Here is a 26,373-nt window from a genome sequence, read left to right as displayed (position 1 = left end):
GGTGGGACAGAATATGACAATAGAGGAGATATCCGTCAAGTTTACTGCTGACACCAATGAGCTGAAGAAAGCTCTTTCAGATATTACCGAAACTCTCAAGGGAACTGAAGCACAGACCATGGACATAGCAAGTGCCTTGGATGAGATAACGCAGCCTATCAAGGATATGTCAAAAGACCTCAGGACGCTCACAGAGCAGAGTGCTGCATATAACAAGCAGATGTCAGAGGTTACGAAGACTGTTAGCGGAACAGGCAAGGCGGTTGGTGAGATAAATTCCAAGATGCAGACTGTATCAAAGCAGAGCACTGCTGAAACGGCCAAAATAACGACCGGATGGAAAAAAGTCAAAGAAACTATGCAGGATGTATTCAACTCAAGGCCAACAGCTAATTGGGGTGGGAATACAAACAATGGCGGTGAGACGAGATCGTATAAGGTTTCGAGAAATCCCGGTGATGCAACACAGGAAAAGGCACAGAAAGCTCTTGATGCGGAACAGGCCAAGCTCCAGAAGTTGCAGAATACCCTCAATGGGTACAGGATAAAGCTGGACGCAGTGAATCAGAAGTACGATATACAGAATCAGAAGGTTCAGAAAACCAGTAATGATATACAGGCACAGCAAACAAGACTTGATGGTTTAAAAAGAGATTATGAGGCGATGTCCTCAATAATGTCTGAGCTGAATATTGACGACAGCATAAATGCAGAGATGGTCAGACTCAAGACTACACTTGATGAAAATAAAATATCAGCCAACGAGTTATTCAATGCCATGGAGAGACTCAAGCAGTCTCCTTATGACATCATAGATGTTGGTAATTCGTTCATGTCCATGGAAGACATGACTAAAAAGATGAATGAACTGGATACATCAAGTGAACAGGCATGGGGAAGACTTGAGAAGTTGGAAACAGCCATGGAAGGAGTCAGTGCCGAAAGCAGAAACTTTGGAAGCACACAGGGGCTTCAGAGAATGAACTCTATTATTACTCAGCAGGAGAATAAACTGAGATCACTTCAGAACGCATATAGTACGGCATCGGCACAGTCAGCAAGTTTAAGCGGTAAGCAGGAAATGCTTCAGGCAAATATGCAGCAGACAAGGGATTCTATACAGCAGGCACAGGAACGCATATCACAGCTCAGTGCCGCTTTGCAGAATACATCTCAGAATACATCTACTGGCTTTTTTGGCAGACTTGCATCTACTGTCAAGAATGTCGGTAATGCTACTGCATCACTGATTCATAGGTTCCAAAATGGTGTGTCCCACATAAGAAACTTTGGAACTGCGGCGGGCAATGCTGGGCACAGACTGCTCTCTCTTTATGAGAATACAACACTGATAGGAAGAGGATTATCATCACTTAAAGATAAGCTGTCAGGATTAAGCTCTAAGTTTACACAGACTGCCAGAATGGTGAAGTCTATGGTGCTCTCAATGCTGTTTATGCAGCTTATGAGTGGCATGGGTGAGACCTTGCAGAGCTTTGCGAAGCAATCGGCAGTTGTGAACAATGATCTGTCACTGCTGGCATCATCATTTACCTATCTGAAAAGTAGCATATTATCAGCATTTCAGCCGCTACTCAGCTATATAACACCAATACTTACAAGTATAGTGAACACTGTGGCTGATGCATTCAACAAGCTAGCTGAGTTCTTTGCATACCTTACAGGTCAAACAACATTTGAAAAGGCTGTATATACTCAGAAAGATTATTCGGCAAGCCTTGACCAGTCGGCGGCAAGTGCAAAGAAACTGCAGAATGTGCTGCTGGGGTTTGACGAGATCACCAAGCTGGATGATAACAGTGGAAGCTCCGGAAGCGGCAGCTCCGGAAACGGACTGAATACAGGCAACTGGAAAACCACAAAGGTTGATATATCAAGCAGCCTTGCAGATTCTATCAAGAGTGGCAACTGGGAAGCTGTTGGAAAGGCCCTTGGAGACAAGATAAACAGTGCTTTAGGATCTATTGATTGGAGCAGTGTCCAGAAGAAGTGCAACAGCATAGCCGAGAAGATAGCCGACTTTTTAAATGGAGCAGTTGAGGAGACAGACTGGAATCTTGTAGGATCCACACTTGGTAATGGAATCAACACAATTCTGGGAGCAATCAATACATTCCAGAAGAAGTTTGATTTTAAGAAGTGGGGAGAGTCCCTTGCGGAAACACTAAACAGCACGCTGTCCACTACAGATTGGTCGCTGGCTGGAGATACGCTTGGTACAGCGGTTCAGAATGTCATAGATACAGGCTTTGGCTTTGCCAAGACGTTTGATTGGAAGAAAGCCGGGGAGAGTGCAAGCAAGACAGTTAATAACTTCTTTGGAGCGATAGACTTTAAGGAGGGTGGTAAGACCTTCGGTGAGGGTGTAAAGGGTGTACTGAACAGTATATCGACATTCTTCGATGAAGTGGACTGGGATTCTATTGGTACAGATCTTGTCGATGCAATAACATCGGTAGACTGGATAGGAATCATTACAGGTGCTATCAAGGCTGTCATCAGTGTTGCAGGCGCATTTTACAAATTGGTACTTGCTATCTGGGATGCTATTATCAATCAGATCAAGAGCACAGACTGGTCAGATCAGGCACAGAAGATATGGGAAGGTATCAAAGATGTATGGGCTAAACTCAAGGATACAGCACTTGAGGTTGGTCTCAAGTTGAAGAATACTTTGTCAGATATTTGGGAATCGATAAAGAGCCTGTGGGGAGACTCAGAAAACAAGTCACTGCCTATAGCAGCAAAGTTGTCAGCGGCGCTTGATGAGGAAACTGTTGGTAAGATAAAAGGCTGGGCAACAGATAAGCTGCAGGACTGGAAAGATAAAACCGCTATATTGACTGCCACTGTAGCAACTACACCAGCGGCTATAAGACAATGGTGGAAGGACAGGGCGGATCAGTGGAAGGATAAGATATCAAAGTTTAGCGTTAATTCCGTGACAACGATTCAGAACATAAAAACGTGGTGGAACAATAGATCGGCACAGTGGAAAAATAAGATATCAAAGTTTAGCGTTAATTCCGTGACAACGATTCAGAGCATAAAAACGTGGTGGAACAATAGAGCGGCACAGTGGAAGAATAAGACTGTAAGGTTCACAATCGTAGCAGCTACTTCTGCGCAGGCACTAAAAAACGGTTTCAGATCAGCCATAAATACGGTTATTGGATGGATAAATACTTACATTATCGACAATCTTAACAAGCTGAGTTGGAAGATTAATCCTATCCGTTATTATGATATTATTCACGGAAAATATAAGACATTATTCGATGGAACTACAATTGGTTTTAATGTTGGACATATATCCACATTTGCGACTGGCGGTTTCCCGGAGGACGGCTTGTTCATGGCGAACCACGGAGAGCTTGTTGGTAAGTTCAGCAATGGTAAGACAGCGGTTGCGAATAATGCTCAGATAGTCGAAGGTATTGAAGCTGGTGTATACAGGGCGGTCACAGCGGCGAACAGCGGTGGCGGCAAGTCAGGTGGAAACACACCTGTGATAAATGTATATGTCGGCGGCAAACAGGTTACAGATGTTGTTATAAAGGACATCAACGACAGGACCATCCAGACAGGCAAGAATCCAATATTGGTATAGGAAAGGAGTGAGACTGTGGCAGCAGAGCTTGTTATAAATGGAGTGGACATGCCAGATCCAGCGATCAATGGTGGTCTCACTTATGCGCCAGAGAAGATCTGGAGCAAGAACACTGGGCGAGTCTCGGATGGAGAAATGTTCGGTGATATCGTGGCCAGAAAGATGACATTGAAGATTAAGTGGAATTACCTCACAGAATCACAGATAGCACTTATAGAGAGTGCAATCTATGATTCTTTTTTTGATGTTAAATTCAAGGATCCACGAACAAAGCAATATGTAACAAAGAGGATGTATGCAGGCACTCCGACATACCCGGTATATGACATACGTGATGGAATGTACAGGTATACAGGGGTTGGAGTTGACCTGATAGAGAAGTAGGAGATATCGGATGTACACGAAAGTATCAGATAACTTTGGCAATAGAATAATGGGCGATGGCAGAACCTTCAGAGCACGTATAACATGTGATGACACTGTCATAGAATCCGGTTTTGTCAGTGTTGATATGAAGTGTATAGCCGGAACTGGAACAAGCACCTTAGAGATAGGGTGCGCCAGTTCCACGCAGCTTGATATCACAATGATACAGCCGGATATAAGTCTGACCGGCAAGGAATTTCTGCTTGAGATAGGCCTCATGCTTGATGATGACAGTATAGAGTATGTCAAGATGGGATACTTCATGGCCCAGAAACCTACTGTTGATGATGGCAGGATCACATTCACGGCATACGACAGGATGGCTTACAAGATGTCAGGATATTATCTGTCTAATCTCTTATATCCTTGTGATATATCGGAGGTATGTGCAGAGATAGAGACATTGACAGGCATCAGAATGAAGAATGCTCCGTCAGGAATCAACATATCAAAAAACTTTGATGGCTACACATACAGACAGGCAGTTGGGTTCATAGCCGGCCTTACTGGTAAGTTTGCGACATTTGACAGGAACGGAGTGCTTGATTTCAGGTGGTACACGACAACGGATTATTCGGTAGGGCTTAACAGGTCGTTTGATGATGTTGTTGTGCAAGAGAACATGTTTCAGGTTGGGTATATCTCATGTGCTGTTGATGAGAACAGCACAATAAAATCAGGACAGGGGCTTACAGGAATAGCAACAAGCAACTTCCTGATGACACAGGAGATTCTTGACGGCCTGTATGCAAAGCTGAAGGATATGAGCTATCATCCAACGACATGCAGTTTTGCGGGTGATATGAGACTTGAGCTTGGAGATATAGTACAGGTATTGAGCAGAGATGGCAAAGCATATCCGGTGCCGGTCATGAGCTTGGATTTCAGTTATGACGGCGGGCTTATAACGGCTATCGGATCATATGGCAGTACAGAACTCAGTGAAGCGACATATGTAAGCCCAACCGAGAACTATGTGCAGCAGGTATACAGGCGTTTGTACGCAGATAAGCTGGATGCGAAAGATGCGGCTATCAAGTATGCACAGATAGATTTTGCAAATATAGGTAAGGCAGCTCTGGAGCAGTTTTTCGCCAAGTCGGGATTGATTGAAGATGTTGTGGTCGGTGATCAGAAGGTCACAGGAACACTCGTTGGTGTGACTATCCTGGGAGACAGTATCAAGGGTGGTACAGTCATAGCGGATAAGCTCGTCATCAAGGGTGAAGATGGTCTGTATTACAAACTGAATACTGATGGTAACACAGTAGAGAAAGAGCAGACGGATTACAACAGCCTTGATGGCGGTGTGATCAGAGCCAAGTCTATCACGGCAACTAAGATAGCTGTTGATGATCTTGTGGCATTTGGAGCAACAATAGGCGGCTGGCACATAGCGGATGGTGGTTTATACTCTGGCGCAAAAGAGAGTATGAGTAATACATCCCGGGGAACATATCTCGGAAGTGATGGCCAGATAAACATTGGTGATTCTGACAATTTCATAATGTTCTATGTGGATAATAAGGGAGAATCACATCTTGCTATATCAGCAGATAAATTCACCCTTGGCAAACAGAACATAGAAAACGTTATAAGTGACATAAAACAGGATGTTGATAATGTCAGAGATGAGATAACCACACTCCTGAGGATAGAATCATCAAGAGGAACCGTATTTAAAAATAATGCAGTATCAACAGTCTTGTCTGTGGTGATATACCACGGAAAAGACAGGATAACAGAAATAGATAAGTTACATGAAGTGTATGGAAGTTCAGCCTACATCCAGTGGAAATGGCAGAAACTTGATGAAGAAGAATATGGAATAATATCATCCGCCGATTCAAGAATGGGTAACGACGGATTTTCTTTTACCCTTTCACCAGATGACGTGGACACAAAAGTAACTTTCATGTGTGAACTTATAACAGATTAAGGAGGATTATATATATGGCAACAATAAAAGCAGCAGATCAGGTTACTGTACTTGATGTATCAGATGCTTACAACGTAGTGTTGTCAAGCGAAGCATACACATTCCTTGGGGACACGCAGGGAGCTGCGGCCGGTTCTAAATGCACAACAGATGCGGCAGCATATTGTGGTAATAACATGTGTTCCGTTGTTACAGTAGATGCCAAGGCAATAGTTTGCCCAACAGGAGTGACAGCTGCGGTAAGTAACAGTGGAACTTCAAAAGTCACAATCACATTTACTCTGACGGCGAAGCTGACAACTGCATGCGAGGCAACTATCCCAGTTGTTGTTGATGGGGTAACGATCAACAAGAAGTTCTCGTTTGCCGTAGCGAAGACAGGAGCAACAGGAGCTAAAGGCGATAAAGGTGATCAGGGAGTACAGGGACCTCAGGGCCCGCAGGGGGTATCACCAACTGTATCTGTCACAAAGGCTAATGGTGTAACAACAATCACTATCACTGATAAGGACGGCACACATACTCAGACTGTTAAGGATGGCACAAATGGCACTCCGGGAACTCCAGGAACAAACGGCAAGACACCATATTTTCATGTGAAGTATTCAAACGATGGAGGTAAGACATTCACATCCAACTCAGGAGAAGATGTTGGAATGTATATCGGCACATGCACTGATTATAACCCAGCAGACCCGGCAACAGTAGGGGCTTATACATGGGCAAGAATCAAAGGCGAAACGGGCGCCAAGGGTGATAAAGGCGCAACTGGAGAAACTGGCCCTCAGGGTGAGAAAGGCGCAACAGGAGCAACAGGCCCACAGGGCCCTCAGGGCAATGCAGGAGCGGATGCACTGACATTAACAATTACATCAAGTGCCGGAATCATCTTTAAGAATAACACCGGTTCTACGGTACTTACAGCACATGTATTCAAGGGCAGTGCTGAACAAACTATTTCTTCAACAGGAGTAGTATCTGGGATAGGTACAGTCAAGTGGTATGCAGGCGGAGTATACCAGAAGTCTTCAAATACTTATGCGGTGGGTGCAGGAGATGTACCTAACTCACTGGCTATAACATGTCAGCTTGAAGCGTAAGGGGGTGTTTCTATGGCTACAATCAAAGCCAAGGCAGAAATAACCATATTTAATGTCAAGGATGTCAAGAGTGTAACAAGATATTATCTACTTCAGTCATCCACGGCTACAGCACCAGCTAAGCCAACGGCAAATCCTCCCGGTGGGAAATGGGTTACAACTGAGCCAAGCTACACCAGTGGATCTACCAATACTTTGTACTTTGTAGATCAGACAATATTGAGTGATGGTTCTGTGTCATATTCAGATGTATCTAAGTCAAGCAGCTATGAAGCGGCAAAGGCAGCTTACAACAAGGCTCTGTCAGTTGAGAAGTCAGGGAATGAATTGAAGCTATTCTGGGAGAAACTTATAAACGTTGACGAAGCGGATCCGGACAACTATTCAAAGTATATAACATTCAAGGATGGCAACATCATTGTAGGTATCGCTGGACTGAAGCAGCAGCTTGTGATCGGAAGCGATGGTATATACATAACGAATGACAGTTCGGTGAGCGCAGCTAAGGCAGGCGTGGTATGGCTTGGAAAGAATACTATCATCGGTGATAACTCTGGCGAGTCGTCACTGACAGTCAGAGGAGATGTGGGAGCGTCACTTTTTAAGGTAATAGACTCAATCTTAGCATCCACTTGGCTGACCGCAAGGGATAATGCGGTATTTAATGCTGGCGATACCATTCTTGACAACAACTATTACCCGCTCATATCGCTTCCAACCTTAAATTCGACCTGGGCAATAGCGGCATACAATAGTATGTATGGAAATGCTCTTGCGTTTACGAGGACAACAGATAGCGACTATTCAACCGGTACAAACAGGAAAACAGGTAGCTCATCTTATCTTGACAGCGGCATTGGAATGGCACTTGATGGCACAGGTATATCCGGTGCAATAACGGTTAACAGCACAAATGCATCTAATATAACAAACAGAAACCTCAGACGTATCGGCAATGTTGTGCAGATGTACATGTCATGTAAGGTCAAGAAGTCATACGCTGTTGGTAGGACCGGAACTGTAGGTGTTGCATCCGTCCCGACTGGTTTCAGGCCGGTATCGATCGTAGCTGTATCATCCGGTCAGCAGGGACCGCCGGTTACAGGAATCGTGGGGCCTGACGGAAACATCTGCATGATGGGTACTACAGTGAAACTTGCAGCAAATGATGAGATATCACTCTCTGGAACATGGCTGACAGGCGATAAATTGACATCTTAATTTAGGAGGATAGAAAGTATGAAAAATGCAATATGTACAACCGCCGGAGCAATAGGCGGTGTGATAGCATCCCTGTTTGGTGGATGGGATGCAGGGCTGGCAACACTGGTCATGTTCATGGCCATAGACTATGTGAGTGGCTTGGTGGTGGCTGGAGTTTTTCACAACAGTAAGAAAACAACGTCAGGAGCCTTAGAGAGCAAGGCAGGATGGAAGGGATTATGTCGTAAGGGCATGTCCCTTTTGTTTGTATTGATAGCCTATAGGCTCGATCTGGCGATAGGGTCAAACTATATCCGGGATGCGGTGATAATAGGATTTATTGTAAATGAGACGATCAGTATTGTGGAGAACGCTGGTCTCATGGGTGTACCGCTTCCTAAGGTAATCAATAAAGCAATAGATATATTAACCTCAAAGAGCGAAGAGAAAGGTGGGGAATAATATGAATGGAATAGACATCAGTGCATGGCAGGGGGATGCTGGAATAGACCTTGCTAAAGTGCCATACGATTTTTGCATCGTTAAGGCAACCGAGGGAACAGACTATAAGAACAGATACTTTGCAGCGCATTGTGATAAAGTTTTGAGTAGAAAAAAACTTCTGGGAGTATACCACTATGCAAATGGCGGAGATCCACAGAAAGAGGCTGACCACTTCCTTGCGTATGTAAAGAAGTATATCGGCAAGGCGGTACTTATTCTGGATTGGGAAGCCAAGGACAACCATCTGTTTGGTGTCAAGGATCTGGAATGGTGCTTGCAGTGGTGCAGTTATGTGCAGAAAAAGACAGGCATTAAGCCACTGATATACATCCAGAAGAGCGCTATGGATGCAGTGAAGAAAACTGGTTTTGGCCTGTGGGTCGCTCAGTACCCAGATTATGTTGAGACTGGATACCAGGAGCACCCATGGAACGAAGGAAAATATAATTGCTTGATCAGGCAGTATACATCTGTTGGCAAGCTCTCAGGCTACAATGGCAACCTTGACCTCAACAAAGCATACATAAGTGCAGCATCATGGCACAAGCTGGCTACTAAGGCTGTGAAGATTGTCACTATTAAGCCGGTAAAGAAGAGCGTCAACACACTGGCTAAAGAGGTGCTGGCGGGCAAGTGGGGCAACGGTACTGATCGTAAGAATAGACTCACAAAGGCTGGATATGATTACAATAAGGTACAGGCAGCAGTCAACAAGCTCGTCAAGGCTTCACAGATGTCAGAGGACAAGATCATCAATGCAGTTGCTCATGAAGTCATCATAGGCAAGTGGGGCAACGGACAGGAGCGTATCAATAGGCTTAAGGCAGCGGGGTATAATCCAACTATAATCCAGAACAAAGTCAATGAGATTTTGAAGTAGAACAGAGAGCCCATCATAGCAATATGGTGGGCTTTTTTTAGGGGCAATTTAGGGGCAATTTAGGGGCAATTTAGGGGCAAAAAATTGATTTGCCATGATATGTTATTACACGAAGTACCTTCAAAAAGTAACGTATTTAAGCCATTTTGAGATATTTTGACATATCAATATATTAATTATAAAATAAACAATATGTATAAATGTATACAATGGAGGAGAGAGATGAATAGAAGGAGAACAAAAAAGGGGGCGTCGGATTCTACAGAAATGGTAGATACGATAGGCTTCAATATGCGGGATATCCGCAAAAACAGCAGATCTTCGAAGTATACGGTAAAGTATATGGTTGCGGAGATAAATGAGCTCCTGCCGGAGAATCATAAGATAACAGAAGGGATATATTACAAGTGGGAGAATGAGGAGAGGCTTCCGACAGCGCGGCACATTCCGGCTATAGCTAGTGTTCTCGGTGTGTCTGAGACTGCACTTTTTCACTGGCAGGGTATGAAGAATGGAACTGTCAACAGTAAATATAGTCAACTGGTTGAGAGCGTTAAAGCACTTGGAGATGACAAGACGGCTGATATAGCCTGGCTTGCATCGGGTTGGTCAGGTGACCTTAAAGCTCTGGTTGAATTTGACATGCTGTATGCAAGTCTGCCTGCGGAGGACAGACGGGATGTGGCATCTCTTGGAATAAGATTATATGATGTGTGCAGGAAAGAGGGCAGACTGAATCCGGATGTGCCATCTGTGGATTTCTCTTATTTGCAGCAGGCTCTCAGGGATCTGTGGGCATCAAAGTAAGATATAATTGCACAAATAAAAAAAATATCTTTGTTCTATTTGACAAAATATCCAACTTGACATGGTAAAAATCAAAAAAATCTTGACTTGTGCACAAAAAAAGCTATGATAATATCAAGGGCAACCGATTGCGCATGGAGCGTTGCGCAAATGCGGAGATATGTGCTGAACAAAAGGAGACTTGAACATGGAGACAAAAGAGTCAGGCCAGAAGATGACCATTTCTGATGTGGCTGAGGCGTTAAATATATCTAAGACTACAGTATCGAGAGCGATTTCCGGAAAGGGAAGGATCGGTGCCGAGACAAGGCGGAGAGTTCTCGAGTATATAGAGGAGCATAATTATAAGCCAAGCGTTATAGCGAAGGGGCTGGCACAGTCAAAATCCTATAATATAGGATGGGTCATGCCGAGCGACTACAGCGTGGTGGATCTGCCGTTCTTTCAGAAGTGCCTGATGGGATTGCTGGAGATGGCTGCGCCAGTGGATTATGATGTGCTTGTGTGTACAGTGTCACCGGATGATATGAGCCAGTTGGAGAGAATTGTTGAGAATCATAAGGTGGATGGGGTTGTACTTGGAAGAACTCTTGTGAATGATGCCCCGGCAGAATATCTCAAGGAAAAAAAGATACCATTTGTTGTGGTTGGAAGTATGGATGATGACAATGTTGTCCAGGTTGATCATGATCACAGAAGTGCATGCCGTGAGCTTACATCTATACTGCTTGCCAAAGGAATGACTAAGGTAGCCCTCATGGGTGGCAATAAGAATCATGTGGTAACCCTCAACAGGTATAGAGGATATCTTGATGCGATGGAGGATATGGAGGTACCGGTAGATAACAGCCTGGTATACTTTGATATAGATAATTCCGTATTATGTGAACATGCCATTGAAGAGATAATGAAGCAGAAAGCAGAATGCATACTGTGTATGGATGATGGAATATGCCAGAATGTACTTAATATACTGGATAAGAAGGGCATAAAGGTGCCAACTGATGTGAGAGTTGCGTCATTCTACAACAGCTCACTTCTGAACAATTACCAGCCTGCGATCACATCGCTCCAGTTTGATCCGCGTGAGCTTGGAATGGTGGCATGTAAACTGCTGGTGGATTTTATAGAGGGCAACGAAGTTAAGAAGAAGACACATCTGGGTTATGAACTCAGATTAAAAGAGTCAACGAAGTAATTCATAGTTATATATCCTTCCTAGAGGGGCGTCAGTGTTTGGCTGACGCCCTGTTTTTATGTGAAAAGGGCCAGAATATGCGCAATATGCGCAAAAAAATGATGCGCAACGGGCATGAAAATACACCATAGAATATTGCTGTTATAGCAATATTCTATGGTGTAACAAAGAGGAAAGTAATGAAAAACGGCCTAAATGAGTGTAATAATGGCTGGAAAAGGAAATGAAACATGAAAATCTCACATATGGGATTGCAGATGATTAACAAATATTACCATATATAGTATGCAACGCAAACGGGTGCGCAAAATATAACGAACATGGAAACGTTTCCGAATGAAGTGGCTTGTGCAAAATGTATATTTTTTTATTTTAAAAGTTATATGAATTAGTAGTTGACAACAATAAACAGAACTGATAATATATAACCATAAAGAACAACCGATTGCGCACGGGAAACAATAAGGGCAACTAATTTTCTTATTATTTATTTAAAGAGGAGGACATAAGAATGAGAAAGAAAGTTTTATCATTAACACTTGTTGCTGCGATGATGGCAGGATGCCTTGCGGGATGTGGCAACGCAGATTCAAAGGACGAAGGAACAACAGCAGCTGCTGGCGACAGCACAACACAGGCTGCAGCATCAGATGATGCGATTCAGAACTTAATTGATGCAACAACAGGAACTGTAGATCTTTCGGTATGGGCTTCTGAGGAAGATCAGGATCTCACAACACAGGTTATTGAAGAATTCAAGAAAAAGTATTCAGATGTTGACTTCAACATCACACTCGGAGCCGAGTCAGAGTCAAAGACAAAGGATGATATCCTGGTAGACGTTGAGGCTGCTCCTGATGTATTCGCATTTGCTGATGATCAGATCAATGAGCTGGTTAAGGCTGGAGCACTTCAGCCGGTACAGGCTACATATACTTTTGATGTTGCAAACGAGAATGTAGCAGCTTCTGTTGAGGCAGCTTCTGTTGATGGAACATTATATGCATATCCAATGACAGCAGATAACGGATACTTCATGTTCTATGATTCATCAGTATTCACAGAGGATGATGTTCAGTCACTGGATGCTATGATCGAGGCAGCAAAGAAGGCAAATAAGAAGATTGCTATGAACGTATCAGATGCCTGGTATGTATACTCATTCTTCCAGGGTGCAGGTCTTGACCTTACACTTAACGATGACGGACTTACAAATACATGTACTTGGAATCAGGCAGGCGGTACAGACGTAGCTCAGGCAATTCTTGATCTCTTTAAGACTGGCGCATTTGTAGATATGGATGATCCTACACAGGCAACAGCAATCGCTGAGGGTACGATCTGTGCAGCAGTTAACGGAACATGGAGAGCGGCAGACGCTCAGGCAGCATGGGGCGAGAACTATGCAGCAGCTAAGCTTCCTACATACACAGTTGCAGGCAAGCAGGTTCAGATGGCTTCATTCTCAGGATGCAAGCTTGTAGGTGTAAACCCACATTCAAAGAACGTAGGCTGGTCAATGCTTCTTGCTGAGTATCTTACATCAGAGGATACACAGGTTACAAGATTTAAGCAGAGAGGCCTTGGTCCTTCAAACATCAACGCTTCAGAGTCAGAAGAAGTTAAGGCTGATCCAGCTATATCAGCTCTTGCAGCTCAGGCAGCATATGCAACACCACAGCGTGTAGGCGGCAACTACTGGACACCAGCTGAGACACTTGGTTCAATCCTTGCCCAGGGTAATCCGGACGGAACAGATCTTCAGAAGCTTCTCGACAATGCTGTAGAAGGAATTGAAGCACCTGTATCACAGGAGTAATCTCAATTAAGAAGTACTTTGAATAATATTTATAGGTTATAATGAGAATGCCTCATATGTCATTCGTGGCATGTGGGGCATTTTAAAAAGAGAGGAGCTTTTTCATGAAGAAAATATCAGGATTCTTTAAAGCCATAGGAAGATACTTCAAGAATTTTGGTGTTGCTTTTGCAAAAGGTGATATATGGGTTAAGCTCTCAGCGGTTATCATGGGTGCAGGTTACTTCGCAAGAAAGCAGATCGTCAATGGTTTGATCATGCTCATCGTTGAGGCTGCGTTTGTGTTGATGTGCGTAGGCTATGCGGCACCAAACCTTGCCAAATTTGGAACTCTTGGAACTGTAAAGTTTGAGCAGGTATTTGATCCACTCACCATGCAGACAACCACTAATAATTACGACAATTCTTTCCAGATCCTTCTCAATTCGGTGGTTGCGTTGTTCATCATTCTTATATTCGTGCTTTTCTACATTCACAATATCAAGACAGTGTACAAGCTTCAGCAGATGAAGGAAAATGGAGAACATATAAATACATTCAAGGAAGATATGAAGTCACTCTTCAACGAGAAGTTCCACATAACACTTCTCACACTTCCTACAATTGGTGTAGTCATAATGAATATTCTGCCGATACTTATTCTTATAGCGGTGGCATTTACCAATTATGACCAGCAGCACCTTCCACCAAACTCACTGTTTACATGGGTGGGCTTCAAGAACTTCGCAAGCCTGTTCTCAAACAGCATGACAGTCACATTTGGATATTCATTCAGAAAGGTTCTTGGCTGGACACTTGTATGGGCGGTCATGGCAACATTTACCACATTCATAGGCGGTATCCTTCTTGCCAAGGCTATTAATTCCAAGACAACCAAGCTGCCAAAGATGTGGAGAACACTTTTCATCATATCAATAGCAGTTCCACAGTTCGTAACACTGCTTTTGGTTAGAAACTTCTTCGCTGATTCAGGTATTGTGAACACTATCTGTTCAAATATCGGTATCACAGACATGCTTAAGCATGCAGGGCTTGTCAGTGAGCATCTTACATATATACCGTTCCTGACTGATCCTCACTGGGCAAAGGTAATGATCATTCTCATCAATATCTGGGTCGGTGTTCCATACCAGATGCTGATCGCAACAGGTGTTCTGATGAATATACCTACAGATCAGATCGAGAGTGCAAAGATTGATGGAGCAACAAATTTCCAGGTGTTCTGGAAGATCACAATGCCATATATCCTGTTCATTCAGGGCCCGGCACTTATAACAGACTTTGTAAAGAATATCAACAACTTCAACGTAATCTACCTGCTCACACAGGATGTATTCGTCACACAGAATCAGGCGCTTGCCAATTCGCATGCAAAGGAAGTTGACCTTCTTGTTACATGGTTGTTCAGACTTACAAATGAATACTACGACTACAAGATGGCATCTGTTATCGGTATCATAGTATTTATCATATGTGCAGCATTTACACTTATATCATTCTCAAGAATGATCTCAGGAGATAAAGAGGAGGAGTACCAGTAATGAAGAAAACAATAGGTTCGATCGTTAAACATATCGTATTACTTGTCCTCGCAGTTATCTGGCTGGTTCCGATCATCTGGCTGGTTGTCACCTCATTCAGCGGATATAAGGGAATCAACACAGCGCATTTCTTCCCAACTAGCTGGTCTATGGACAACTTTGTTCAGCTGCTCACAAGACCTGACTCGGTTGTGCAGTATGTGTCATGGTTCAAGAATACACTTATCATTGCAGTATTTACATGTATCATCTCTACTATATTTGTAATTATGGTCAGCTATGCGATGAGTTGTATGAGATTCAATGGCAGAAAACAGATCATGAGTGCGTCGCTGATACTCAACATGTTCCCTGGCCCACTTCTCATGATAGCAATTTACTTTATCCTGAAGATGCTGGGACTTACAAACAGCCATTTCGGTATGATCATAGTTTACTCAGCGGGATCGGGACTTGGATTCCTCATCATGAAGGGATTCATGGACACAATACCAATGTCACTTAAGGAGGCTGCCAGACTTGAGGGCGCTTCGGAGGCAAAGATATTTATGAAGGTAATTCTTCCTCTGTGTAAGCCAATAGTAGTGTATCAGGTAATCAGTTCTTTCCTTATACCTTGGGGCGATTTTGTATTCGCAAAGCTTATGCTCAACTCAGGAGTTTCGAAGGACTGGACAGTAGCTATAGGTCTTTACAATATGCTTGAAAAATCACTTGTCAACAAATACTTCTCAGTATTCTGTGCCGGCGGTATCGTGGTAGCTATCCCTATCTCAATACTGTTCGTCATCATGCAGAAGTACTATGTAGAGGGTGTAACTGGCGGTTCTGTAAAGGGTTAAGGCGGACGGTCTGAGAGAAATGAGAAAATTTATTTTGGGCAGGTGTCTGCGTACCGGATGGACCACATATGGATGGTGGTGTGGATGCCTGCTATAATTAGCCCTAAAATAGGGCAGACAGGATGAAAAATGAGGATATTGTCGCTTATTTGGGGACAATTATCTTTAGATCAAAAGGTTACAACATATACGAAATAGGAGATTTAAGATATGGAGAATACATTTATTGTAAACATTATCCATCGTCCTGAGATGGTTCCTGAGTATGCCGAGAAGGTTACAGGCCATGGTCAGGCAGAGGATATCGGAAGAAAAGCTCTCCTCACAGAGTCACTGGACATATTCAAGTTCCAGCAGGAGACAGCTCACAAGAACGGACTCAAGACTACTATTCAGATGACATATGCCAGTCTTTTCAATGAGGAGGCTGTATCACTCGCCAAGGAGCATCATGAGAAGTATGGAGATGAGATAGCGCTCTCACTTCTTGGACTTCCTTGCACAGAGTTCAGAGAGAAGTACAAGACCAAGGACTTCTGTATCTGGATGTTCTCAATGGAGGACAAGAAGAATATCGTCGATGACGTATTTGGAAAGTTCCATGATATATTTGGTTTTTATCCAGTGTCTACAGGTTCATACTATATGGATGCTGAGCTCACAAACTACATCAAGGAGAAGTATCCATCAGTCAAGTGTGCAGTTGCAACATGCTGGGAGGAGGGCCCTAAGGCTTACCACACATGTAACAACTCATGGTACACACTGTTTGATGGCGGCCCATGGAATCCATGGATACCTTCAAAGCAGAACACACATGCACCTGCAGCAAATGAGGCTGAGGACAGCGGAATCGTCGCTATCCCTCATCTTTCAAGAGATCTGCTGGCATGTTACGATGGAAATGGTTCTAACTTTGGTACACATCCACAGAACGTTCTCCGTGGAATGATCTATGACAGCAAGACATGGGAGTACCCATATCTGTACAACCTTATCGACCAGTATCGTCATCTGGCTAAGTTCAACAATGGATATTCATACAACATGATGTTCGTTGGACCGGGCTGGCTGAATAAGATGGGACGCTGGGAGGCTCCATACGAGCTGCTCAAGAAGAGCTACGAGGATGGAATGAAGTATTATGGCGACCTGAAGAAGGAAGGCAAATGTATTGACATGACAATGGCTGAATTTGCTGACTTCTACAGAGAGAACAAGACATACGAGGAGCCTGAGTGTGCTCTTTGGAAGGATATACTGTACGGATCAGACAAGCAGATATTCTGGTACTGCGATCCATACATGAGAGCCCAGATCAACATGGATCAGGGCGGTGCGATCGTTGACCTCAGACCATACGCTGCAAAGCTCAACTGGCCTGTAGGTATCGGAACTCCACATGTTCAGGATGCTTCATATCCATTCCTGATCCAGGAGAAGTACAGAGCAGGATATTTCACACACTATGCTGGAGAGGGTACTGTAAGAAGTGCCAAGATCAGCTACAAGGGTGAGGAGGTCGACCTCTGTCTGTGCAGAACAAAGGCAACATTCTCGCAGGAGGGAAGCACAAGAATCCTTACACTTGACCCGGTTGACATCGAGTTCTACGATCTGACAGTTAAACTTCAGACAAAGATATATTTTGAGGAGGGTTCATCCAAGATAAGACATGAGAGAACTATCCTCGAGATGAGCAACCCTGATGCAGAGGTTGAGATCAATGAGTACATGGTGGCATGCTACGGTACAACAGAGTACCCAGAGGACATGACAGGAATCACTCTCACAGCAAAGAATGCTTCAGAGAGCAAGTCACTCACATATGAGTATAAGTGCAGAGAAGAGGATCTCGCAAGCGCCGATGAGGTGTCAGCAGTTATACCTGCGATCGAGACAAAGGCTGCCATGGGAGCATCTGGCAGCGATGCAACAGGATATTTCAAAGAGGGATATGCGTTCTCGCCAATGTTCACTCTTGGTTATACAAAGACACTTAAGGATAAGGAGGTATTTTCAACATGGCTCAGTCTGGAAAAGGCAAATTAAATTACAGATGTCCAATGTGTTTTATGAGAGATCTGGATATAGATATGTTCTATGATAAGGACAAGAAGGAATACTACTGTATCCGTTGTCAGTATGTTGGACCAGAGGAGGACGTTCTGGCAAAGAACGAGCTCATCAGAATAAAATATGGAAGAATGTATGACAGGATTACATTTGACGACTAGGTGACAGATGTCATCTTGATAGAAGGCCGCCGACAGATGAAGATGAACTGGTACATCAGGGGTATGCAGAACATTTTTCTTCGGCGGCTGTTCTTGGTTATAACAGGCAGTAAAATAAATGCAGGTGAAGGAGACAAAAATATGGCAGATTATATAAAGGGCGTGGATCTCTCCGCTGTTGCCGAGGTTGAAGAGCTGGGTGCGAAATATTATGACAATGGTGTGCAGGGAGATATATTTGACATACTTAAGAACTATGGTGTGAATTCTGTGAGACTTCGTCTGTGGAATGATCCGTACACGGAGGACGGCGTGCCTTATGGCGCGGGCACAAATGACCTTGAGGTATACAAGAAACTCGCGAAGCGCGCTATGGATCATGGAATGAGCATTCTGCTTGATTATCACTATAGTGATTTCTGGGCTGACCCGGGCAAGCAGAGGGTGCCAAAGGCGTGGAGAGGCATGGATGCGGATCAGCTTGAGCAGGCTGTGTACGACTACACAAGGGAGACTCTTTTAGAGATGAAAGATGCGGGCGTTTTACCTCAGCTTGTTCAGGTTGGAAACGAGCTTACAAACGGACTGATGTGGCCGCTGGGACAGAAGCCGGAGTATGACAATATCGCGAAGTTTGTGAGCGCAGGAATAAGGGCGGTCAGATCGGTTGACTCTGATATTCCGGTCATGATACATCTCGACAATGGCGGCAACAATCCTATGTATGTGGACTGGTTTGATAACTACATGGAAAGAGGAGAAAATTTTGATATAATTGGAATGTCGTATTATCCGTTCTGGCATGGAACCATGAAGGAGCTGGAGGCAAATATGCGGGATATGGCGGATAGATATGGCAAAAAGATAGTTATTGCTGAGGTTTCCATGGGATTTACCATGGAGGACTATGCTGACTATGAGAAACTGGGGCCTGACGATAGAAAGGGCTATGCCACAAAACCTTCACTGGTGGAGAATCTTGACTACTCTATGACACCTGAGGGACAGGCGGAATTTATGAACGACATAATGAAACTGATAGATGATGTTCCTGGTGGTGATGGCTTTTATTATTGGGAGGCAGGCTGGATACCAGTACCGGGAAGCGGCTGGGCTACGGAAGGTGCTCTGTCATATATAGAGGAGTCTGGACCATGCGGAAATGAATGGGCAAATCAGGCACTTTTTGATTATGACGGACATGCTCTGCCGGCACTTAAGACTATACGTGATTACAAGCCGCTGCACAGCGACTATCCACTTAAGTGAATTATGGGGACGGAGGTGTCTGTCCCCTCCGTCCCCGTGGTTTCTGATAGTAAAGTACATATTTTTGATACATTTGGATATGTTTTGGTTGGGCGGGTCTGTGTATAATATATACAGATGCGCCCTTTTAATATATTTGGCAAATTTACAGATGGGGGACAGGACGGGTTGTTCTGATTGATCAGGAGGTAAGGTATGAAAAAAGTAGCATTGTTCATGGATGGCTGGAAGAGGTATTTCACCTACGCCTGGCCGCTGGGATTTATGCAGAAGATAAAGGAGACCAGGGCTGATGTGAATTTGTACATATTCAACAGCAATGGCAATTGGAACAGGGACGACGGTTACAGCTATGGAGAATACAATATATATAATCTGCCGGAGCTGACAGACTTTGATGGGATCATAATATCTGTCAACAATATCAAATATCCGGAAGTCACGGCGGAACTGCTGGACAGGATAAGGAAGAGCGGAGTTCCGGCTATAAGCCTCGAGACTGCTTTTGACGGTCTGCATTTTGTGGGTATAGACAATTATGATGCCATGTATGACATGACTCGGCATATGATAGAGAAACACGGTGCGAAGAAGGTGTGGTATCTTGCCGGACCGAAGGACAACTATGAGGCTCAGGAGAGATGCCGGGCATTCAGGGACTGTATGGATGAATATGGCCTGACTGTGGATGATGAGAATGTCCTGTTTGGAGATTTTGGTTTCAATGACGGTGTGACGGGCTTTGAGGAGCTGCTCAGAGCACATGGACATACGTGTATAAAACACGAGAAGGATGGACCTGATTACGGCGGCCCTGCGGAGGTGTACGGTGAGATAACCAGTGGCAGTTTTGCGGATTCTGCTCCGAATGCCGAGACTTCGAATAATGATGAGATGGATGATAGAAGGCTGGAAGAACGGGAGATAGTGAAGAAGATCCTTCCAGATGCAATAATCTGTGCAAATGACAACCTGGCTGTGGGTGTGTGCAACAGAGCTGAAGCACTTGGACTTTCAGTGCCAAAGGATTTTAAGGTTACAGGATTCGACAACTTTGATAAAGCAGCGTACTATACGCCGCGCATAACAACGGTGAGCAGGATCCGTGAGAAGATCGGAGCTGCGGCTGCAGAGATCATGTTGAATATATGGGCGGGAAACAATCCGGATACCAGCTCCTATATAGATTATAATTGTATATTCACGGAGAGCTGTGGCTGCGGCGCGGATGCCATGCTGAACGGCAGACAGTACCTGAAGAATTATATAATGGGAGTTGTGGAACGCGAGGAGATAGATGAGAGCACGCTGGATTTCACGCATTTGCTCAGCAAATGTGGTGATTACAGTGGTCTTTATCCCTGTGTCCAGACGGCATATTCGCAGGCAGGGTGTAAGAAATGCGTTATGGTTGTCGACAGATCCCTTGTGGAGATGGGGGGAGCCGGCTCGACTCTCTCAGCAGCATACGATGAGGATGTATTTGCTGTGAAAGGCTATCCTCAGAGAATGCAGATCGTGTACAAGCAAGGCGTAGCGGATGATGGTGACGATACATACCATAGTATGTTTCCTCTTCTGGATGATGAGGCAGGCGGCAATATATTTTTATTTGCGCCATTTCATTTTGGAGAAAAGGCAGTTGGGTTCTGCTGTGTCGAAAATGGATATTACCTCATGGATAAGCAGCTTTGGTCAACTGTAATGAGCGAAGTGAATGTAGCCATGATAAACCTGTTCAACAAATGGAGGCTAGAGCAGATCAATCAGGAGCTTACGGCGATATCCATAAAGGATCCACTTACCCAGATATATAACAGGGAAGGTATGAGACAGATCGCCGCAAAGGCATTTGACAAGGCTGCGGGTCAGGGCAGGGCACTTCTCATAATGTTTGCCGATATGGACAAGCTCAAATATATAAATGACACTTATGGTCACGAGTACGGAGACAAAGCTATAAGGAGTGCCGCAAGAGCCATAGCAGGTGGAGGCGGAATAAGCAGTATTCCGGTTCGATACGGCGGAGATGAATTCGTATCCATATCTATATATGATGAGACGGAATCTCCTGAGGAAAGAAAGACGGCGATCCTTGAGAAAGCCAGGGAGATAGCTGCACAGGAGAAGCTTCCATTTGCCTTGGAGTTTAGTATAGGTTATGTTATAACAGCCCCGGATGGTGATAAAACCCTTGAGGAGTATGTGAGGGAAGCGGATCACAGCATGTATCAGGAGAAGATACAGAGAAGGGTAAGCAGATAATAATAAAAAATTATCAAAAAATGGAGAACCAGGTTTTATGTGCTGATTCTCTATTTTCATTTAGTATGTTATAATTAACTGTCATTATGATAGTTTGCGCAAGCACAGCTGTCGCAATGCTCATTTTATCATGTGGACACAACGTGGATTATTTATATTAGATAATTAGGATCAAAAGGAGGATATACAATGCTTAAGAATGTAACAGACACAGTATTTTATGTGGGTGTGGATGACAAGAACATAGACCTGTTCGAGAATCAGTACATCGTGCCAAACGGAATAGCGTACAACTCATATGTCATCATGGACGAGAAGATCGCTATCATGGACATGGTGGATGCAAAGTGTGCAGACCAGTGGTTTGCAAATGTGGCAGAGGTGCTTGGCGACAGAAAGCCGGATTATCTCATCATATCCCATCTTGAGCCGGATCATTCCGCCAATCTTGGTGATGTGCTTGCGAAGTATCCGGATATCAAGATCGTATCAAATGCCAAGCTTTTCGGAATGCTTCCAAATTTCTTCGAGGTTCCTGTGGCTGACAGAAGCGTGACAGTTGCGGAGGGACAGACACTCTCACTTGGAAGCCATACGCTCCAGTTCTTCATGGCTCCTATGGTCCACTGGCCTGAGGTTATGGTCACATATGAACAGAGTGAGAAGATACTCTTCTCAGCGGATGCATTTGGCAAGTTCGGCACTCTGGATACCGACGAGGACTGGGCATGCGAGGCGAGAAGATATTACTTCAATATAGTAGGAAAGTATGGAATGCCTGTACAGGCACTTCTGAAGAAGGCAGCAGGACTGGATATCCAGAAGATATGTGCACTCCACGGACCAATCCTCACAGAGAATCTTGAATATTACATCGGAAAATATCAGTTGTGGTCAACATACACACCTGAGGATGAGGGAATCTTCATCGCATACTGCAGTCTCCATGGCAACACAGAGAAGGCTGCAAAGAAACTGGCGGAGATACTTGAGGCAAAGGGTGCGCCAAAGGTTGCGATATCAGACCTCTCAAGGGATGATATGGCAGAGTGTATAGAGGATGCGTTCAGATACGACAGACTGGTTCTGGCAGCCCCAACATATGATGGCGGTGTGATGCCTGTCATGGCGGATTTCATCAACCACCTGAAGATGAAGGCGTACCAGAAGAGAAAAGTGGCATTCATTGAGAATGGTTCGTGGGCTCCAATGGCAGCCAAGCTCATGAAGGAACAGATGTCAGCGATGAAGGATATAGAGATCGTGGACGAGCACGTGACCATAAGGTCTGCGTTCAAGCAGTCGGATGTGGCAGCACTCGAGGCTTTGGCTGGAAAACTGTTATAAGAGATAAGGATAATAAACATAAAGTAAGTCTGAAACCGACTTACATACGTAGTTATTATTCATCTAACAGGTGAGTTGTCACAATAAAGTTGTTACACAGAGTTGCTATACATATCGTGAGCAGGGAATTTGAACCCGCCGGTCCTTAGGTGGCGCTGTGAGGCGGCACCTTAGTACCGCTGCAGGGCGAAATAAGCGGAAGCGACCCAGCGAATGATATGTATAGTAGCTCTGTGTTCAAAGATAGAATTGGCAACTCACCGTCCTATCAATAATGTAAGGAAGGTGTAAGACATGGCTAAGTCCATGGTTTCCGGTAAGCCCCTCAGTCTGATGCTGCAGTTTGCCACCCCGCTCTTGCTCGGCAATCTGCTCCAGCAGACGTACAACATAATAGATGCGGCTATTGTGGGGCAGATACTGGGAGATAAGGCTCTGGCGGGAGTTGGAGCAAGCAGCAGTATACAGTTTCTGGTTCTGGGATTCTGTATGGGCTGTTGCACAGGATTTGGTGTTCCTGTTGCAAAGTTTTTTGGTGCAAATAATCTGCACAAGATGAGAAAGTATATATTTAACGGCGCGGTGCTGACGGGCATCATAGCGTTGATGGTCACGATTGTATGTTCGGTGTGCTGTAATCAGATACTTCATCTGCTTTCGGTTCCGCAGGATATATATGACAAGGCATATGCTTATCTTATAGTTATATTCCTGGGAATTCCGTTCACACTCATGTACAACTATCTGTCAAGTGTGCTCAGGTCTCTGGGAGACAGCAGAACGCCGTTCATGTTTCTGGCGTTCTCGGCAATACTCAACATATTCCTTGACCTGTTCTGTATAGTTGTCCTCAAATGGGACTGCGCCGGTGCGGCTATAGCAACCATCACGGCACAGGCGGTGAGTGGAATATTGTGTCTTGTATATATCTTCAAGAAGGTTCAGATCATGCATCTTGAGGCGGAGGACAGGGAGATAAAGGGATCTGCAGTGAAGGAACTTCTCGTCATGGGAATTCCGACAGGCCTGCAGTTCTCTATAACAGCCATAGGAAGTATGGTCATGCAGTCCGCAAATAACAAGCTGGGCAGCGTGTACGTATCAGGCTTTACAGCCGGTATGAGGATAAAGCAGTTCACTATGTGTCCATTTGATGCATTTGCAACGGCGGCATCTGTGTTCTGCAGCCAGAACCTTGGCGCCGGACAGGCAAAGCGTATAAAGCAGGGCTTGTGGCAGGCGATTGCTGTTGCAGTTGGATACGGTATAGTCGCAGGACTTGTGATGATAATATTTGGAAGACCGCTCTCCATGATATTTGTCAAGAAGAGCGCAGTGGATGTGCTTGACGCATCTGCCAAGTATCTCAGATGTATGGGCTGCTTCTACTGGAGCCTTGGAATACTGAATGTTGCACGAATGGTGACACAGGGCCTGGGATATTCCGGCCGTGCCATATTCTCCGGCGTCACGGAGATGCTGGCAAGGATCATAGTCAGCCTTGGATTTGCCGGAACATTTGGATTCACGGCCATCTGTTTTGCTGACCAGACGGCGTGGGTCACGGCGACCATCTACATATTGCCGACATGTCTCTACTGCGTGAAGAAGTCCACGGCGAAGATTGCTGCGGGAACGGTGTGATATGGAAAAGATAAAAATGCGTATGAATAACCGAGACTGTTGTCTGAGGATTCATACGCATTTTATAGTTGTGACATATTCGGGTTATATATTACTTTTCCTTGCTGTCATCAAGCAGCTTGGGAGTGTTGGAGTTTAATGGGGATAGTATGCTGCGCCCTATCTGCTTTTCAAGGGATTCACGGGCATTTCTGGCAATATTGCCACCTTGGATGGTAGCATCTGTGGCCTCGGTTATACCTTGAGGATTAGTTGCCTTTGATATCTCAGTTGTTGATATTTCTGCAAGAGCATTCAGGACAAGCTCTGTGTTAGTCATATTGTCTCTGAGATTTTCTTTTTTCAGTCCCTTAAACTTTTTATATTCCTTCACTGTCTTTCCTGACCATGCGGCAGTAAGTATGTTTGTAAGAGAAGCATACTGTCTGGAATCGGTAATGCCGGCACGTCTCCACTCATTGGTCATATCTTTACGAATCTCTATCCCACGCATACGCTGGGCTATCCATTCTTCAGAATATCCTTTGTTGCGGTATGATTCTATAGCACGATCTATAGCAATCTGAGGATCAACTTCCTCGTCCAGACGTTGTTTGCCTACCATTGCCAGCCATTGCTTGAATGGCTCAGCCTTTTTTGACGGAATGGACTGGATAATTCTCAATAGCCCATGTGTGTTGGTTGCTTGGATTTTACGCATTTTACCATCAGCGGCTATCATTTGAATAGGGGTACAAATTGTACCCCAGTTAGCTGATAATTCTGGGTCGCGGGATCGTAACTTTTTTACATATTGTTTTGGGTCGGAACTATCGGTCAAAACGTCAATTACATCAATTATGGAAAAATACCATTCCTCCTCCTGTGAGTGCCATACTTTTCTGACTTTATCATCATATATAAATTCAAGTTCCTGTTCGCTTAACTCTGGTATATCTGATACCTCAACAGGAACAGTCGAGGAAGTATTCTCATCATATACATAAAAAAGCATAATAATCACTCCAATCCATTAAAATTTTGCCCTTAACTCCACTACCTTACCAATGATCTTGACAGGTTTATTTTTTATGGTTTCATCGTCAAAATAGAGCGGTGCATAGCTGGGGTTGGTGGAAATCAGTTCCAGTCCTTCTTTATATTTTCTCAGGCGTTTGCACACGGCGTATTCACCAGCTATTGTAGCAATAACAGTGTCCCCTGTGTCTGCATCATCCTGTTGACGGACAATTACAACGTCGCCGCTGCTGATCTTGGGTTCCATGCTATCCCCCTTTATTCTAAGAGCGTAGAATTCGCCAGTTTTAGCAAGACTTTCGGGTATTTCTTCTGTATCAATAATCTTTTCGGTTGAACAAAATGTTTTGTCACATGATATATAATCAAATACAGGAATTACATATGCCTCTGATTTCTTTTGGCTTCTTATGATATCTTTTTCTTCCAGAAGATCAGACCTAGAGCAATTGAAAATAGCACACATGTGGTCAATTTTGTCCATTCGGGGAGACTTTAGCCCGTTACACCAATTTGACACAGTTGCAGTGCTGACATTCATCTGCTTAGCAAAGGCAGCTTGAGTATATTGATATTTATTAAGAAAAAAGAAAAGATTCTTTGCAAATTGGTCATTCATTCTTCTTTCAAATTCTATATCGGACATAGTAATCAACCTCCTTTTGAACAAATTATACACTTAAAGCTAATTTAATACAATACAA

The 26,373-nt window shown here is 44.2% G+C and carries 20 protein-coding genes; 18 read left to right on the top strand and 2 right to left on the bottom strand.

Annotated features, from left to right (window positions below; translation table 11 throughout):
* Nucleotides 1-13 precede the first annotated feature (13 nt).
* The 18 genes from OCV54_RS00315 to OCV54_RS00230 all read left to right on the top strand — a co-directional run bounded on the left by OCV54_RS00315 (nt 14) and on the right by OCV54_RS00230 (nt 24,652).
* Complete coding sequence (locus OCV54_RS00315) at nt 14-3,631, top strand: coiled-coil domain-containing protein (RefSeq protein WP_055222269.1); 3,618 nt, start codon at nt 14-16, stop codon at nt 3,629-3,631.
* Nucleotides 3,632-3,646: 15 nt separating this feature from the next.
* Nucleotides 3,647-4,015 (top strand): DUF6711 family protein, encoded by a 369-nt coding sequence (locus tag OCV54_RS00310; protein WP_055222268.1) that lies wholly within the window; start codon nt 3,647-3,649, stop codon nt 4,013-4,015.
* A gap of 10 nt (nt 4,016-4,025) precedes the next feature.
* A complete protein-coding gene (locus tag OCV54_RS00305; RefSeq protein WP_055222267.1) occupies nt 4,026-5,996 on the top strand; it encodes a hypothetical protein in 1,971 nt (656 codons plus the stop codon).
* A 14-nt stretch (nt 5,997-6,010) separates the two neighbouring features.
* Nucleotides 6,011-7,096 (top strand): collagen-like domain-containing protein, encoded by a 1,086-nt coding sequence (locus OCV54_RS00300; RefSeq protein ID WP_055222266.1) that lies wholly within the window; start codon nt 6,011-6,013, stop codon nt 7,094-7,096.
* A 12-nt stretch (nt 7,097-7,108) separates the two neighbouring features.
* The gene (locus OCV54_RS00295) at nt 7,109-8,317 is read left to right on the top strand and encodes a hypothetical protein (RefSeq protein ID WP_055222265.1); all 1,209 of its coding nucleotides are present in this window, start codon (nt 7,109-7,111) and stop codon (nt 8,315-8,317) included.
* Nucleotides 8,318-8,335: 18 nt separating this feature from the next.
* Nucleotides 8,336-8,761, top strand: a complete 426-nt coding sequence (locus tag OCV54_RS00290; RefSeq protein ID WP_055222264.1) for a phage holin family protein — start codon at nt 8,336-8,338, stop codon at nt 8,759-8,761.
* Between the two features lies 1 nt (nt 8,762).
* A complete protein-coding gene (locus OCV54_RS00285) occupies nt 8,763-9,683 on the top strand; it encodes a GH25 family lysozyme (RefSeq protein ID WP_055222263.1) in 921 nt (306 codons plus the stop codon).
* A gap of 222 nt (nt 9,684-9,905) precedes the next feature.
* On the top strand, nt 9,906-10,490 hold the full coding sequence (locus OCV54_RS00280; RefSeq protein ID WP_022217056.1) for a transcriptional regulator: 585 nt from the start codon (nt 9,906-9,908) through the stop codon (nt 10,488-10,490).
* A gap of 187 nt (nt 10,491-10,677) precedes the next feature.
* The gene (locus OCV54_RS00275; RefSeq protein WP_022217055.1) at nt 10,678-11,688 is read left to right on the top strand and encodes a LacI family DNA-binding transcriptional regulator; all 1,011 of its coding nucleotides are present in this window, start codon (nt 10,678-10,680) and stop codon (nt 11,686-11,688) included.
* A gap of 511 nt (nt 11,689-12,199) precedes the next feature.
* On the top strand, nt 12,200-13,507 hold the full coding sequence (locus OCV54_RS00270) for an extracellular solute-binding protein (RefSeq protein WP_015534549.1): 1,308 nt from the start codon (nt 12,200-12,202) through the stop codon (nt 13,505-13,507).
* 104 nt (nt 13,508-13,611) lie between these two features.
* On the top strand, nt 13,612-15,048 hold the full coding sequence (locus tag OCV54_RS00265) for a carbohydrate ABC transporter permease (RefSeq protein ID WP_055222262.1): 1,437 nt from the start codon (nt 13,612-13,614) through the stop codon (nt 15,046-15,048).
* Nucleotides 15,048-15,890: a sugar ABC transporter permease gene (locus OCV54_RS00260; RefSeq protein ID WP_015534551.1), complete on the top strand. Its 843-nt coding sequence runs from the start codon at nt 15,048-15,050 to the stop codon at nt 15,888-15,890. The genes OCV54_RS00265 and OCV54_RS00260 overlap by 1 nt, the downstream gene beginning before the upstream one ends.
* Nucleotides 15,891-16,100: 210 nt before the next feature.
* A complete protein-coding gene (locus tag OCV54_RS00255; RefSeq protein WP_055222261.1) occupies nt 16,101-17,942 on the top strand; it encodes a hypothetical protein in 1,842 nt (613 codons plus the stop codon).
* Nucleotides 17,915-18,127: a hypothetical protein gene (locus tag OCV54_RS00250; protein ID WP_015534553.1), complete on the top strand. Its 213-nt coding sequence runs from the start codon at nt 17,915-17,917 to the stop codon at nt 18,125-18,127. The genes OCV54_RS00255 and OCV54_RS00250 overlap by 28 nt, the downstream gene beginning before the upstream one ends.
* A 141-nt stretch (nt 18,128-18,268) precedes the next feature.
* Nucleotides 18,269-19,396 carry a glycoside hydrolase family 53 protein gene (locus OCV54_RS00245; RefSeq protein ID WP_055222476.1) on the top strand — a complete coding sequence of 376 codons (1,128 nt, stop codon included), beginning with the start codon at nt 18,269-18,271 and terminating at the stop codon, nt 19,394-19,396.
* 195 nt (nt 19,397-19,591) lie between these two features.
* The gene (locus tag OCV54_RS00240; protein ID WP_055222260.1) at nt 19,592-21,661 is read left to right on the top strand and encodes a diguanylate cyclase; all 2,070 of its coding nucleotides are present in this window, start codon (nt 19,592-19,594) and stop codon (nt 21,659-21,661) included.
* 189 nt (nt 21,662-21,850) lie between these two features.
* A complete protein-coding gene (locus OCV54_RS00235) occupies nt 21,851-23,008 on the top strand; it encodes an FprA family A-type flavoprotein (protein WP_022217048.1) in 1,158 nt (385 codons plus the stop codon).
* A 294-nt stretch (nt 23,009-23,302) separates the two neighbouring features.
* Nucleotides 23,303-24,652, top strand: coding sequence for an MATE family efflux transporter (locus OCV54_RS00230; protein ID WP_055222259.1), 1,350 nt, complete (start codon nt 23,303-23,305; stop codon nt 24,650-24,652).
* A 91-nt stretch (nt 24,653-24,743) separates the two neighbouring features.
* On the opposite strand, the gene OCV54_RS00225 is transcribed toward OCV54_RS00230, so the two are convergent.
* Both OCV54_RS00225 and OCV54_RS00220 read right to left on the bottom strand, forming a co-directional pair.
* Complete coding sequence (locus OCV54_RS00225) at nt 24,744-25,646, bottom strand: BRO-N domain-containing protein (RefSeq protein ID WP_082419705.1); 903 nt, start codon at nt 25,644-25,646, stop codon at nt 24,744-24,746.
* Between the two features lie 18 nt (nt 25,647-25,664).
* Nucleotides 25,665-26,315 carry a LexA family protein gene (locus OCV54_RS00220; protein ID WP_082431222.1) on the bottom strand — a complete coding sequence of 217 codons (651 nt, stop codon included), beginning with the start codon at nt 26,313-26,315 and terminating at the stop codon, nt 25,665-25,667.
* Nucleotides 26,316-26,373: the final 58 nt, after the last annotated feature.

Source organism: Coprococcus aceti (assembly GCF_025567285.1).
Classification (GTDB): Bacteria; Bacillota; Clostridia; order Lachnospirales; family Lachnospiraceae; genus Coprococcus; species Coprococcus aceti.
This window is presented reverse-complemented; position numbering and strand designations above follow the sequence as displayed.